The 13,660-nt window shown below is 52.3% G+C and carries 13 protein-coding genes; 11 read left to right on the top strand and 2 right to left on the bottom strand.

Annotation, left to right across the window (positions count from 1 at the left end; genetic code table 11):
- Window positions 1-174: 174 nt before the first annotated feature.
- Window positions 175-1,983 carry a hypothetical protein gene (locus tag IGR76_14100; protein MBF2079610.1) on the top strand — a complete coding sequence of 603 codons (1,809 nt, stop codon included), beginning with the start codon at window positions 175-177 and terminating at the stop codon, window positions 1,981-1,983.
- A gap of 8 nt (window positions 1,984-1,991) precedes the next feature.
- On the opposite strand, the gene IGR76_14095 is transcribed toward IGR76_14100, so the two are convergent.
- Window positions 1,992-2,327 (bottom strand): hypothetical protein, encoded by a 336-nt coding sequence (locus IGR76_14095; GenBank protein ID MBF2079609.1) that lies wholly within the window; start codon window positions 2,325-2,327, stop codon window positions 1,992-1,994.
- Window positions 2,328-2,438: 111 nt separating this feature from the next.
- On the opposite strand from IGR76_14095, the gene IGR76_14090 reads away from it, so the two are divergent.
- The 10 genes from IGR76_14090 (at window position 2,439) to IGR76_14045 (ending at window position 12,354) form a co-directional block, all read left to right on the top strand.
- Complete coding sequence (locus IGR76_14090) at window positions 2,439-3,239, top strand: E3 ubiquitin ligase family protein (protein ID MBF2079608.1); 801 nt, start codon at window positions 2,439-2,441, stop codon at window positions 3,237-3,239.
- Window positions 3,240-3,249: 10 nt separating this feature from the next.
- Window positions 3,250-3,471: a DUF167 domain-containing protein gene (locus tag IGR76_14085; GenBank protein ID MBF2079607.1), complete on the top strand. Its 222-nt coding sequence runs from the start codon at window positions 3,250-3,252 to the stop codon at window positions 3,469-3,471.
- Window positions 3,472-3,546: 75 nt separating this feature from the next.
- Window positions 3,547-4,245: a response regulator transcription factor gene (locus IGR76_14080; GenBank protein MBF2079606.1), complete on the top strand. Its 699-nt coding sequence runs from the start codon at window positions 3,547-3,549 to the stop codon at window positions 4,243-4,245.
- Window positions 4,246-4,562: 317 nt separating this feature from the next.
- On the top strand, window positions 4,563-6,008 hold the full coding sequence (locus IGR76_14075; protein ID MBF2079605.1) for a GAF domain-containing sensor histidine kinase: 1,446 nt from the start codon (window positions 4,563-4,565) through the stop codon (window positions 6,006-6,008).
- A gap of 81 nt (window positions 6,009-6,089) precedes the next feature.
- Window positions 6,090-7,655: a gamma-glutamyltransferase gene (gene ggt, locus IGR76_14070; protein ID MBF2079604.1), complete on the top strand. Its 1,566-nt coding sequence runs from the start codon at window positions 6,090-6,092 to the stop codon at window positions 7,653-7,655.
- 80 nt (window positions 7,656-7,735) lie between these two features.
- A complete protein-coding gene (locus tag IGR76_14065) occupies window positions 7,736-7,936 on the top strand; it encodes a hypothetical protein (protein MBF2079603.1) in 201 nt (66 codons plus the stop codon).
- Between the two features lie 329 nt (window positions 7,937-8,265).
- Window positions 8,266-8,643 (top strand): DUF1823 family protein, encoded by a 378-nt coding sequence (locus tag IGR76_14060; protein ID MBF2079602.1) that lies wholly within the window; start codon window positions 8,266-8,268, stop codon window positions 8,641-8,643.
- A 182-nt stretch (window positions 8,644-8,825) separates the two neighbouring features.
- Complete coding sequence (locus IGR76_14055; protein ID MBF2079601.1) at window positions 8,826-9,959, top strand: ABC transporter permease; 1,134 nt, start codon at window positions 8,826-8,828, stop codon at window positions 9,957-9,959.
- A 52-nt stretch (window positions 9,960-10,011) separates the two neighbouring features.
- The gene (locus IGR76_14050; protein MBF2079600.1) at window positions 10,012-11,958 is read left to right on the top strand and encodes an ABC transporter ATP-binding protein; all 1,947 of its coding nucleotides are present in this window, start codon (window positions 10,012-10,014) and stop codon (window positions 11,956-11,958) included.
- Window positions 11,959-12,153: 195 nt separating this feature from the next.
- Window positions 12,154-12,354 (top strand): hypothetical protein, encoded by a 201-nt coding sequence (locus tag IGR76_14045; GenBank protein MBF2079599.1) that lies wholly within the window; start codon window positions 12,154-12,156, stop codon window positions 12,352-12,354.
- 110 nt (window positions 12,355-12,464) lie between these two features.
- Here the strand turns inward: IGR76_14045 and IGR76_14040 are convergent.
- The coding region (locus tag IGR76_14040; GenBank protein MBF2079598.1) for a hypothetical protein at window positions 12,465-13,660 on the bottom strand (1,196 nt) is incomplete at its 5' end.

The raw sequence follows: 13,660 nt of genomic DNA, 5'->3' as shown, positions 1-13,660 counted from the left end.
AAAATTGTCGGGAACTTTTTGGGGACTGGTCTCATCTGATGGGATAGAGTTTGCTTCGGTGTGGCTTGGGGATGGGCTTGATGGTTGCTACGTTGAGCACGTCAGTTTAGGTAGCCGTTGTCCATTCAGGATGTCACGTTGTTGTGAGCGTCCTGTTCGCGTGAGGAATAATCTGTGTCTGCAACTCCTATTGATTCTGAATTTCGAGTTAATACGCTTACCGTTGGTAAACAGTTTGATTCGGCGATCGCTCTTGATTCAGAAGGGGATTTTGTTATTACCTGGTATAGCCGCTACGGTACTAATGAAAGAGAGAACCGGATCTATGCTCAGCGGTATAACGACAAAGGCGCGAAGGATGGTTCCTACTTCTCAGTAGACGCCGAGACGAATAACAATGGCGGATCGTTAGGTTCTCCCGATATCGCCACAGACTCTCTGGGAAACTTCACCATTGTCTGGCAAAACGAAGATGACGATAATGATTCCTTTGATGGGGATGGGGACGGTTTAGGGATCATTGGGCAACGCTATAACAGTGCCGGAGCGACCCGAGGTAACAATAAGGTTATTAATACCTCAACCGTGGGCGATCAGTATCAGCCTGCGATCGCCATGACTAGCGATGGAGAGTATGTGGTCACGTGGCACAGCGAAACGATAGACATTTTCAGTAATATCGAACATCGGATTTATGCCCAGCGCTTCAGCGAAAATGGCAATCCTGTCGGTAGCCAAATTACGGTGTCTAGCCTCACAACCTCCAGCACAACGAATCAATTGGCCAAGCCCGATGTAGCGATCGCCGAAGATGGCAGTTTTGTGATCACCTGGGAGAGTCGCAACAGCAGTGATTCGGGCGATCGCAGTGGTTATGCGGTCTATGCTCAGCGCTTTAATGCCAACGGCAGCACAGTAGGCAACCGATTTCGGGTCAATACCTATACGACTGGAAATCAAAACCGTCCGGCGATCGCGATGGATGATGACGGTAACTTTGTGATTGCATGGGAAAGTACGGGGCAGGACAGGGATACTGATGGCGTCTTTGCGCGGCGGTATGATGATAGCGGTACTGCTCTGGATAAAAAAGAATTTCAGGTTAATGAGTTTGAAGATGGGAACCAATGGGGGCCAGATATTGCCCTCGACAACGATGGCAACATCTTGATTGCGTGGAGCAGTGAGGATCAGGACAAAGACGGGTATGGTATCTATGCGCGTACCTATAACAGCACCTTCAATGCCTCTAAAGAATTCCGAGTTAACTCCTTTACAACGGGGGATCAGTTCGATCCATCCGTTGCTCTCAACGAGGATGGAGATGCCATTGTCTCGTGGACTAGTGATGGGCAAGATCGCAGTGACTATGGGGTTTACGCTCAGCGCTTCACGGTGAACGGAGCTACAGACGGAAATGATAAACTCGTCGGCACCAGCGGTGATGATGTCATTTCCGGTCTGCGAGGTGACGATCGCATTACGGGCAGAGGTGGCAAGGATACCCTAAACGGTGATCAGGGCGATGACACGCTGACAGGCAGCAGTGGTGGCGATAAGCTGAATGGCGGCAGCGGCAGGGATGAACTCTCCGGCGATAGCGGCAACGATAAACTCTATGGCGACAGTGGCAACGATACGCTTCTGGGTGGAGACGGTAATGACTTACTCGTAGGTCAGGATGGGGACGATACGCTCAATGGCGGCAAGGATAATGACAAGCTGAATGGCGGCACAGGAAATAACTCACTGTTCGGGGATGTTGGTGCGGATCTCTTTTTGCTTGTAGAGGGTGGATTTGCCCAAATTTTAGACTTCAAAGATGGCAAGGATACGCTGGGATTGACGGGAAATCTCAAGTATCGCAAGCTGGATATTTTTGAGAAGCGAGGATCAACCATTATTGCGTTTGAGGATGCCAAACTAGCCCAGCTTAAAGGGGTGGATGATGCGCTCATCAGCAAAGCAGATTTTGAGCTGTAGTGGTGAGTCTACGTTTCAAACGAAGAGGGGGATGAATGAATCACCGCTTTACGCGTCAGATGCTCAAAACGCATCCAATCTATGTCCCGTTCATCAGTGACCAGAATCGGTTTAGCACTCTCCGTATCCTCCTGTCCAAGAATCCGAATCTCCTCTTCTAACCGTGCTTGCCCCTCTTGGAAAAATTCTTCAGACCGACGAGGATAGAGACCGTTCAAAGGGTTTATCTGAGCGACATTCCCAGTTTGTGAATGAGCCGCAGAGGATGAATTAATGCCTAGTATCCAAATTAGGGACATGAAGGCCGCGATCGCCCATCGACATGACTTGAAACATTTGTCCATGATTAGCCCCCTTATGATTTCATAAGAGTTGGCTCCCACCTCTACTTTAGGCATTCAAAAATAGAGTCAGTTCAATTCCGTGCGATCGCCATTTAGCAGCAGGCTCTTACCATGACGTTTTTGATTGTATTGGGCATTATTTTCTTGATCATTGCGATCATCCTCTTTTTCAACGAGCGTCATCAGCGTGGCACGGTTGCCAGTCTCCGCACCGCCAAATCTGCGACCGTGGCCGAATTGAATCAACTGGCTGAGGCGGTATCCCAAGATATTGGTGGTGGCAGTTGGCGCGACTATGTGAAGGTGTTGGGAACGATAGAGTGCGATCGCCCGTTGCAGTCAGAGCTATCGGCAACGGACTGCGTCTACTACACCATGAGCGTAACGCGAGAATACGAAGAAACGGTGACCCGAACCGATTCAGAGGGCAAGCGCACAACGGAAACCCAGCACGGCTCTCAAGTCATGTCCAGCAATAAGCGATCCGTGCCCTTTTTGCTGAACGATGGGACGGGAACCATTGAAGTCAGCGTGGACGGAGCCACCATTGATACTGAAACGGTGCTCGATGAGTTTCGACAAGAATCCGATCGCGGTGGGCTGATTTCCTATGGATCATTTTCACTGGCCGTGAATGCGCCCAGTGCTGGACGACGGACGCTGGGCTATCGATACAACGAGTCGGTGTTGCCCATAGGACGGCGAGTACTGGTGGTGGGCATGGTGAGCGACCAACCGGGAACCCTCGTGCTTCAGAAACCGACGAATCCGGATCATCGATTTATCGTGTCCTTTAAAACAGACGATACTTTGACAACGGAGAGCGATCGCGCCGCTAAAAATACCTCGCTCTGGATGAAGATTTGCTTAGTGGTGGGAGCCGTTTTAATTTTGATCGGGATGCTGTTCTGAGGGATCAGTAATGGAAAAGATTCGAGTCACTGTGAAACCCAATTCCAAAATCCAGGACATTCAGACGGGGGAGGATGGCGTGCTGCGGGTGCGGCTCAAGTCTCCCCCTGTGGACGGTAAAGCGAATGCCGAATTGATCGTCCTCCTCGCCAAGCATTTTGATGTGCCCAAATCTCAAATCACGATCAAAGCTGGAGCCCATTCTTCCAGTAAGCTGATTCAGATTGGCTAACGGCTATGGATTGCCCATTGGGGGCTGAGAGTGCGTTAATGAAGGTTGAAATATGGCCTGGAATGGCGATCGCCCATGCGAATTCTGTTAGTCGATGACGAAATTGAGCTAGCCGATGCCCTCAAGCGCCAGCTCACCCGCGAAGGCTACGAGGTGGATGTTGCCTCGGATGGAATCACGGGAGCCAAGCTTGCGGCCAACCAGGACTACAGCCTGCTAATCCTGGATTGGATGCTGCCAGGGCAAAGTGGGCTAGAGATTTGTCAAGGCTTGCGATCGCGCGGCGATACCACCCCCGTCCTTTTCCTGACCGCTAAAGATACCATTGATGACCGGGTGCTTGGCTTAGATGCCGGAGCCGATGATTATCTCGTCAAACCTTTTGAGCTACGAGAGCTCCTGGCACGGGTGCGAGCCTTGTTGCGGCGGCCACCGACGTTGGATGTGGTTCCGGCGGTTCCGGCTCGTCTCACGGTGGGCGATCTCGAACTAGACGTCACCAATCAAGTGGCCTATCGGCGCGATCGCACCATCGACCTATCCGAAAAGGAAAGCCAACTCCTGGAATACTTGATGCGGCATTCCAACCAACTCCTTACCCACAAACAAATTCAGGACTATCTTTGGGGAACGGAGGAACAGCCGAGCAGTAATGCCCTGGCCGCTCAAATTCGGCTCCTGCGCCGTAAAATTGAAGCACCAAGCGAGTATCCTTTGATTCATACTGTGTATGGCAAAGGGTATCGGTTCAGCAGTTCACCCGACACACCCTAGAACTTCAGGGGCATCTTCTAACACGTTCATTTTCTATAGCAACTGTCTACAGGATTCTCAATCTGTTTGCAGCCACAGGGGAGCAACTCTCATTCACAGGACTTACGCAATTGGGCGATTTTGCGTGGCTGTAACCCGCGCAAAATCGCCTAAAAGACTCAGGACGCCGCACGTAGTGCGTCAGTCCTGACCCAGAATGGCTCCTCTGAGTCCTGTCCAGATCTAAAGAAGAAGCACTGTAGATGATTACTAGATGACTAAGAGAGGGGAATCCGTTTCCCTGATCTAAACCGTGATCAACACACATCGGGGCATTCATGGTGAACGATCCCAATACTGATGCATGTATCCTGGAGGCGAGTCGCCTACGGGCTCTGCATCGCTATGGCATGTTGGACACCATCTCAGAGGTTGCCCTGGATGAACTGACTGGGTTAGTAGCGCGGCTATGCCAAACGCCAATTGCCCTGATTGCGCTGATTGATGGCAACCGAGTTTGGTTTAAGTCGCGCGTTGGCTTGAACATCCCCCAAATTCCGCGATCGCTCAGTATTAGCGATCGCCTGGTGCAGCGTCCCCTATCGGTACTCGTGATTGAAGATACCCTGGCTGACCCGACCCTTGCCCATCATCCTTTGATGCATCACGAGAAGCCCATTCGAGCCTATGCAGGAGTGCCCCTGCGAACACCGGATGGATGGGTAATCGGAGCCTTATGCGTGATGAACTATCAGCCTTGGGCACCCTCCGCCGAGCAGATTGATGTGTTAACGGTTCTCAGCCATCAAGTCATGACTCAATTTGAACTCCGGGTGAGCGCAGCCAATCTTGAACGCACGATGCACTGGCGACAGCGAATTGAGCGATCGCTCCACACTAAAAATCAGCAGTATCGTCAAGCGTTGCAAGATCTGCACCATGCCCAGACCCAGCTTGTCCAGCATGAAAAGATGTCGAGCCTGGGACAACTGCTGGCGGGCGTTGCCCACGAAATTAATAATCCGGTGAGCTTTGTCTATGGCAACCTCACCTACGTCAATCGCTACGTCCAGGATCTATTTTCCCTGCTCAATCTGTATCAAAAGCACAATCCCCGCCCCCATCCAGACATCCAAGCCTGCATGGACAACATTGACTTGAACTTCATCCAGGAGGACTTGCCGAAACTGCTGACCTCGATGAAGGTTGGAGCCGATCGCATCCGTCAGATTGTCCTGTCATTGCGCAACTTTTCGAGGATCGATGACTCGGAACAAAAGGAGTTTAACCTCCATGACGGACTGGATAGCACGCTGATGATTTTGGAACATCGGCTGAAGCCATCCCCTCAGTACCCTGGGATTCAGGTCAGTAAGGATTACGGGACGCTCCCCCTGGTGAAGTGCTATCCAGGGCAGCTTAATCAGGTGTTTATGAACATTCTTAGCAATGCGATCGATGCCTTGGACAGTATGAGCAGTAATCCGGCCTATCGCGATCGCCCCCCTAGAATCATCATTCGCACCCGTGTTATTCAGTCTCGCCAAACTGATCCGCCCCGTTCTGCCGTTGCTATCTACATTGCCGATAACGGTTTAGGGATTCCGACAGCCGTGCGCGATCGCATCTTTGATCCTTTCTTCACGACAAAGTCCGTTGGTAAAGGAACCGGACTAGGGCTATCAATCAGCTATCAAATTATTGTGGAACGCCATCATGGAATTCTGAAATGCCAGTCCCAAGAAGGGAAAGGTACGGCGTTTTATATTGAAATTCCAATCTAGCCCCTCAATTCAGTGCCGCTCTCTCTGAGAATTTGATGTAAGCTATAGCATCTTTAAATACCACAGTTCTCTATCAACTCTATGCGTGGAGCGATCGCAGCCGGACATCCAAAAACCGCAGAAGCAGGCATCGAAATCCTGCGCCAAGGCGGCAATGCCTTTGATGCTGCTGTGGGAGCGGTCTTAGCCGCCTGCGTGGTAGAACCGACCCTCACCTCTCTGGCAGGCGGCGGCTTTCTCTTGGCCCATACCCACGACGGCCAGAATGTGCTGTTTGACTTCTTTACCCAAACACCCCACCAAAAACGGGCGATCGCTGAGGTCGATTTCTTTCCGGTGGAGGTGGACTTTGGCACCGCTACCCAGGAGTTTCACATCGGGCTAGGGTCGATGGCGGTGCCGGGGGTACTTGCAGGACTCTGGCAGGTGCATCAATCCCTGGGACGCCTCTCCTTTGCAGCAGTGGCTGACCCCGCCATTCAGTATGCCTTGCATGGGGTGGAGGTTACGGACTTTCAGGGCTATTGCTGCCGCTTGCTAGAGCCGATCTTGGTTCATGCCACTGATCTGCGATCCTCCTATTTCCCCGCTGACGAACTGGTCAAACCGGGCGATCGCCTCGTCAATCCGGACTTGGGACACAGTCTAGCCCACATTACGAAACACGGCATTGGCGAATTTTATGAGGGGGAGTGGGCACAGCGCCTCCTCCACGACTGCCAACACCGGGGCGGCTATCTCACCCGCAACGATTTGCTAAACTATCAGGTCATCGAGCGATCGCCCTTCATCACCCGCTACCGCAACGAAACCCTGGTCACCAATCCGCCGCCCAGTTCCGGCGGCACCCTGATCGCCTTTGCCCTCCGTTTGCTCAACGACCTCAGCGTAGAATCACTCACCTTTGGCAGCGAGGAACACTTGCGAATTTTGGCTCAGGTGATGCGCCTCACCAACCAAGCCCGATCCGATGGCTACGATGGTCGGCTGTACGAACCGGGGATTGCCGATCGCTTTCTCGCCCCATCCCATGTCGAAGCCTATCAAACCCTTCTGCAACCCCTGTTGTCAGGCCAAACTCCAGTCAACAAATGGGGCAGCACCACCCATCTCAGCGTGGTGGATGCGGAGGGTAATGCCGCCAGTGTGACCACCTCCAACGGCGAAGGATCGGGCTACGTGATTCCAGGAACGGGCATTTTGATCAACAACATGCTGGGCGAGGCTGATCTGCATCCGGGCGGGTTCCACGGCTGGGTCGAAAATCAGCGGATTTCTTCCATGATGGCTCCTACGATTGTGCTGAAGGGCGATCGCCCAGAGATTGTGCTGGGTTCGGGCGGATCAAACCGAATCCGTACGGCAATTCTGCAAGTCATTTCCAACCTGATCGATTTCCAAATGCCGATGGACGAAGCCGTCAACGCGCCGCGTATTCACTGGGAAAATGGCGTGTTTAACCTGGAACCGGGGCTCACTCCGGTCACGCCCTCAACCCTAGACGGTTCGCTGAACGATCAGATCATTCCTTGGGATACCCACAATATGTTTTTTGGCGGCGTTCATGCGGTGCAAAGTCTGGGCGATCGCCTCTTTGACGGGGCGGGCGATCGCCGCCGAGGTGGAGCATTTGCTGTCTGCGAGTGATGGACTATAAAGCCTTTGTACCGCGATTAGCCTTTGCCTACACAGCTATAATTCCCTCAAGAACAGAGCCGTAAAAATCCATGTCAAATCTTGAGCAGATTGAAAATGCAATTCTCTCACTTCCACCTCATGAGTTTGAGAAGCTAAGGCAATGGTTTCTTGATTTAGATTATGAACGCTGGGATGAACAGCTAGAGCGTGATGTTGCAGATGGTAGATTAGAAGCGCTAGCCCAAGAGGCGATCGCTGAGTTTCAGGCAGGGCATTGCCGTGAAATCTGAAATTTAATGCACTACACAACGCGACGATTCTGGCAATGCTATGACACCTTACCTGAGAGTGTTCAGCAAACGGCTGATCAATGCTGCGAGCTGCTCAAAGCCGATCCATCCCATCTATCGTTGCATTTCAAGAAGCTGAGTAACAAGTATTTGGTCAGTTCGAGCAGGATTAAGTTACCGTGCCCTAGGGGTGGAAGTAGAGAGCGGTATTTCCTGGTTTTGGATTGGGACACATGCAGAATATGACAAGTTGATCAGCAAATTGTAGAACAAGCCCTAAAGCATTGATGAAACTATTCAACGCTTAAATCACGATCGCCATGCACGACATAACCTCTCTTCCCCCTCTCACCACTCAAACTCTTTGGGACATCCTCAACGACACCCTGGACGATGAGACGACTCACCAATTGGTATGGCATTACCTGGGCTACCGCTTTGACGCGCAAACCCAGAGCTGGAACACCGATGCCGTCGATCCTGACTGGCGCGACGCCTATCCCGATCCTCCAGCCTTTATCGAAAGTCGTCCAGCCACGGTCAAACTCACCCGTTCCATCCCGAAAGACCACAAACAACTCCTAAAAGAACAACTCCAATTTCCGGGCTATAAGGTGGATGAACTGATTCCGCGTAAAACCCGTCGCGCGACGATGGTGAACTGGCTGCTCAGCTATGCCAAAACCCAAGGTATAGCGTTAGAGTAATGCTTATTTCTTAACTTCTAGCTACGAATCCAATGCTGAAATCCCTGATGGGATAACGCATCGTCAACTCAAAACTGAACACTTAAAACTCAAAATTGAGATAACAGGCTGGCACATAGAATTTGCCTAGCAACGGAAAATCCGCATTACAATCTACACAAGCAATTTTGGAACAAAGGGCTATGAACTGGTGGCAAAAGCTAAGGAAGAACTCCCTCGCCCGTTGGGGGGCGCTGGTTTTGCTGGTGTTCTATTTGACGGTCATCTTTGCAGAGTTTGTGGCTCCCTATGATCCCTACTCATCCCAATTAGACGGTGCGCTGCTGCCCCCCACCCAGGTGTACTGGCGCAACGAGACAGGCCAGTTTATCGGCCCCCATGTCTACCCTACTACCCAAGGCCCGGTGGACTTAGAAACGGGCGATCGCGAACTTAGGGTTGACCGCACGCAGCCTGCCCCGATCCGCCTGTTTGTGAAGGGGGAGGAATACCGCTTCCTAAAAATCAAGCTGCCGCTGCCTGTGATCGCGGCTGACGGGTTCAAGATTCAGGATGTACAGCTTTTCCCTGGCATTCCGGGCGATCGCCACCTCTTTGGCAGTGTGGGCGAGGGACGGTTCAACCTATTAGGAACCGACGATCAAGCCCGCGATCAGTTCAGCCGATTGGTGTACGGAGGCCGCATTAGCTTGAGTGTTGGCTTAGTCGGCATCCTAATTACTTTCCCCTTGGGCATGTTGGTGGGGGGCATTTCCGGCTTCTTCGGCGGTGCGACCGATGCGGTTGTGATGCGCTTGGTCGAAGTGCTGATGACGATTCCGACCATTTACTTACTCATCACCCTGGCAGGCATTTTGCCCGCCGGACTCAGCAGTTCCCAGCGATTTCTGCTGATTGTGTTCATTACCTCCTTCGTCAGTTGGTCTGGACTGGCGCGAATTATCCGGGGTCAAGTCCTGTCGCTTAAGGAGCAAAACTTCGTCCAAGCGGCACAAGCGATGGGTGCCCGTCCCCTTTACATCATTACGCGCCACATCCTGCCCCAAACCGCTACATATATCATCATTTCCGCCACCCTATCCATTCCCGGATTTATCATTGCGGAAGCGGTCTTGAGTCTGATTGGTCTTGGCATTCAGCAACCCGACCCGTCTTGGGGCAATATGCTATCGTTAGCGACTAATGCCTCTGTCCTCGTCTTGCAACCGTGGCTGGTGTGGTCGCCTGCGCTCCTAATTGTGCTGACGGTGCTCTCGTTTAATCTCCTGGGCGATGGTCTACGTGATGCCCTCGATCCGCGCCATCTCGATCGCTAGCGATCGCTAAAATCCTTCTCTTTCAACCGTTCTTCCGTTCTTTTTCTCCGCCATGAGTGACACGATTTTAGACGTTCGCAATCTTCAAGTGCAGTTCCAGCTTGATAGCAGTTTGATTAAGGCCGTTGATGATGTGTCGTTTCAGGTCAAACGCGGTCAAACCCTCGGAATCGTGGGCGAATCGGGATCCGGAAAATCGGTCACGGCTCTTGCCGTGATGGGACTGGTTCCCAATCCTCCAGGGAAGGTAACAGGCGGCGAAATTTGGTTAAAAAGCCAGAAAACTGACGAGATGGTGAATGTTCTCATCTTTTCGGAGGAACAAAAACAAAAATATCGCGGCGGCAACGTTTCCATGATTTTTCAGGAGCCGATGACGTCGCTCAATCCCGTTTATACCTGCGGCTATCAGTTAGTAGAAGCGATTCGGCAGCATCAGGACATTTCCGAATCGGAAGCGCGGCGACGGGCAGCCAATTTGCTGCAAGAGGTAAAGCTGCTGCCCAGCGATGAGCAAATGCAGGATACCTACATTGCCGACTGGCGGAAGCGACGGGCGGAAGACTTGGGAGTAGATCTGGATCCGGCTGAACAGCCACCGGAGCGAGAGGTATTAGATGCGATCGCCCAACAAAAACACGCCATCTTACAGCGCTATCCCCACGAACTCTCTGGCGGACAGCTTCAGCGGGTGATGATTGCCATGGCGATGTCCTGCAATCCATCGATTTTGATTGCCGATGAGCCGACAACAGCCCTGGATGTGACGGTGCAAGCCACGATTTTGGATCTGCTGCGCGAGTTGCGCGATCGCCGAGGCATGGCCATGATTTTCATTACCCACGACCTCAGCCTGATTGCCGATATTGCCGATTCCGTCGCGGTCATGTACCAGGGCAAGATCGTTGAGTATGGATCAGTCATCGATATCTTTGAGCATCCCCAACATCCCTACACCAAGGGATTACTAACCTGCCGTCCCCAGCCCGATCGCCGTCCCCGCTACCTTCCCAACATCAGCGACTTTATGGACGTGGTGGAACTGGCTAATGGGGAAATTAATATCCAGGAGCGATCGCTCACTGATGAGCAAGCCGCTCGGATCGCCGCAGAAATCAGCGAGGCAGAACAAGCCCAGCGTCTCCAAGCGTTACAGGTGCAATCTCCCTTGCTGTCAGTTAAGAACCTGGAAGTTGGCTTCCCGATGAAAGGGATGTTCGGCCAAACTCAAAACTATTTCATGGCTGTACGGGGCGTGTCTTTCGACATTTATCCAGGGGAAACCCTGGGACTGGTGGGTGAGTCGGGCTGTGGTAAAACGACCCTGGCGCGATCGCTCATTCAGCTAGTAAAACCGATGGGCGGTGAAATTTGGTTTGGTGGTGCGAACGTGACAACTGTGCAAGGGAACGTCCTGCGTCAGTTGCGACGGGATATGCAAATTATTTTCCAAGATCCCTTTAGCTCCCTTGACCCCCGCATTTCGATCGGCTCAGCGGTGATGGAACCAATGACTATTCACCGAGTCGGGGGGGGACGACAGGAGCGCCGCGAGCGGGTGGCCTACCTCCTGGAACGGGTCGGGCTTGACCCAACCTGCATCGATCGCTATCCCCACGAGTTTTCGGGCGGACAACGCCAGCGGATTTGTATTGCTCGCGCTTTAGCCTTAAATCCGAAATTCATTATCTGCGACGAGTCGGTGTCAGCGCTAGATGTTTCGGTACAGGCTCAGGTTTTGAATCTACTCAAGGAACTGCAAGGTGAGTTTGGATTAACCTACATTTTCATTTCCCACGATCTCAGCGTCGTTAAGTTTATGAGCGATCGCATTATGGTGATGAACCAAGGTCGCGTTGAGGAAATTGGCCCCGCCGAGAGCGTCTACCGCAATCCCCAGCAGCCCTACACCCAACATCTGATCGCGGCGATTCCCGTGGGCAGTGTGGAGCATATCCGGATGCGCCAGGCCCAACGAGAAGCCGCGATGAACGCGTAGGGCGATCGCCCCTCTGCGATGAATAAACGGGCCTTGGCAGATCGATCCCACGGAATCGGTACCCATCGTCCATACCTTGCCTTTGTTAAGCAATGTGAATTTTTCTAAGAAATAGGCATTTTGTAGTCTTTGCTACAGAATTTCTTGTTATATTCAAAACTAACAAGGCTATAAAAAGGCCAGGAGGGTATGCTAATGTCTGCTCAAGATCAAGCACGCGCACTGATGATTCGTCATCACCATTTCATCAAAAATCGCCAACAATCAATGCTGAGCCGTGCAGCAACGGAAGTCGGTTTGCCCGCCGAAGCGGCGGAACACTGGACGCACATTCAGGGTAAGCCCTCAGCAGGGGCGGCCAGCAGCTACGATCGCAGTCACGCTTCGCTGAGCTGAGGTGTCGGTAGTTTGAATCCATTGCCGATACGTGACCCAACCAATCATGGCTGATGTTTGACCGCACCTCCCAAGGGGGGAGGTGTTTGTGTTTGATAACGCGTTGCAGTTTAGGCTTGTGCAGGCTGACTAGACGGAGCACGTGGAAAGCTGGGCAAGTCTACAGCGCTAATGGATGTTAATTTCCGGGTTGGTCGATTGGGGTACACCACAGGGGACGGGGGCGCTTCGACAGGGTTGGCATCTTCAGACCCTAGCTCACTTGAGTCAGCAGATATAGGACTCGATTTCGAGAAGGGTAAATCTAACGTATCGGTTCGGCTGGCTTGAACGGGGGAACGCTTCGCCTCCACACCTTTTATTTCAGGTCGATCGGCTAGGGGGCGATCGCTCCCTGCTGGATTCGCATGATCCTCAGTTTGCGATGGGTGCAATGCATCAAAGTCGATGGCGGTAAAGGCATCAAAATCACCGGATAGGCTGGCCTGAATGATGTCATCGGTGGAGATGTTGACCAACTTCGCCAGATCACGCCAGAGGTCTTCTTCCGCCTGTCCCAAGAGGGGAGAACCATTGGGGTAGGTGGTTTCAGGGGTGATTGGCTCGGAATCTTGCTCCTGCTCCTGCGCCGGGGGTTGCGCCTCTTGAGGCATATCTAACAACGTTGGAACAGGCGCTACGTCGCCGCGAATCGCATCCACTACGGAATCCAATAAAGGACGCACCGCCGCATCAAGCTGTTCGAGTAGGGCTGGATCGAGGTTAATTTCGGGAGTCGGAGCGTCTTGACCGTATCCGAAGGGAATTGCATTTGCCTGAATTTCTGGAGATGCTTCTTCAGCATCGGCTCGCGGGGCAGGGGAGAGAGACTCATCAATTGCCGCTTCGGATGGGGCGATCGCTCCTTGGGCATCGAGAGTGGACGCTTCCATCCACGGGTCGGTAATGGATGGCATTGCTGCAGATGACGTTGGCTCTAAGATTGCAGGCTGCTCCTCAGCAATTTCTGCTACATCCATTGAACCCGTAGCACTAAACTTAGCCCACTTGGGCAAGCCTTGTTTTACATCAAAACTGATCGCTGGGCGTGGAGATATTGACGGTTCAGAGTTCAGATCTACGGCTACTTGGAGGTCTGGATTGCTTAGAGTATTTTCAACCGAACCCTCCGCCGGAGGTTCGACAGCCGATAACTGCTGGATCGCTGGAAACTCAGGCAGATCCAGAGAGAGAACATTACCCATTGGATCTTCGGCAGAGGGGCGATCGCTAACGTCTTCGGTATTCGGCAAATCTGCAATATCCA

This window comes from Synechococcales cyanobacterium T60_A2020_003 (assembly GCA_015272205.1).
In the GTDB taxonomy this organism is placed as follows: Bacteria; Cyanobacteriota; Cyanobacteriia; order RECH01; family RECH01; genus JACYMB01.
The sequence above is the reverse complement of the archived record's forward strand: the minus strand, read 5'-3'. Positions and strand labels throughout refer to the sequence as shown.

Coding starts and splice junctions, on each gene's coding strand:
- IGR76_14095 (MBF2079609.1), bottom strand. CDS start 2,327: ATGGACAAATGTTTCAAGTCATGTCGATGGGCGATCGCGGCCTTCATG.
- IGR76_14090 (MBF2079608.1), top strand. CDS start 2,439: ATGACGTTTTTGATTGTATTGGGCATTATTTTCTTGATCATTGCGATC.
- IGR76_14085 (MBF2079607.1), top strand. CDS start 3,250: ATGGAAAAGATTCGAGTCACTGTGAAACCCAATTCCAAAATCCAGGAC.
- IGR76_14080 (MBF2079606.1), top strand. CDS start 3,547: ATGCGAATTCTGTTAGTCGATGACGAAATTGAGCTAGCCGATGCCCTC.
- IGR76_14075 (MBF2079605.1), top strand. CDS start 4,563: ATGGTGAACGATCCCAATACTGATGCATGTATCCTGGAGGCGAGTCGC.
- ggt (MBF2079604.1), top strand. CDS start 6,090: ATGCGTGGAGCGATCGCAGCCGGACATCCAAAAACCGCAGAAGCAGGC.
- IGR76_14065 (MBF2079603.1), top strand. CDS start 7,736: ATGTCAAATCTTGAGCAGATTGAAAATGCAATTCTCTCACTTCCACCT.
- IGR76_14055 (MBF2079601.1), top strand. CDS start 8,826: ATGAACTGGTGGCAAAAGCTAAGGAAGAACTCCCTCGCCCGTTGGGGG.
- IGR76_14050 (MBF2079600.1), top strand. CDS start 10,012: ATGAGTGACACGATTTTAGACGTTCGCAATCTTCAAGTGCAGTTCCAG.
- IGR76_14045 (MBF2079599.1), top strand. CDS start 12,154: ATGTCTGCTCAAGATCAAGCACGCGCACTGATGATTCGTCATCACCAT.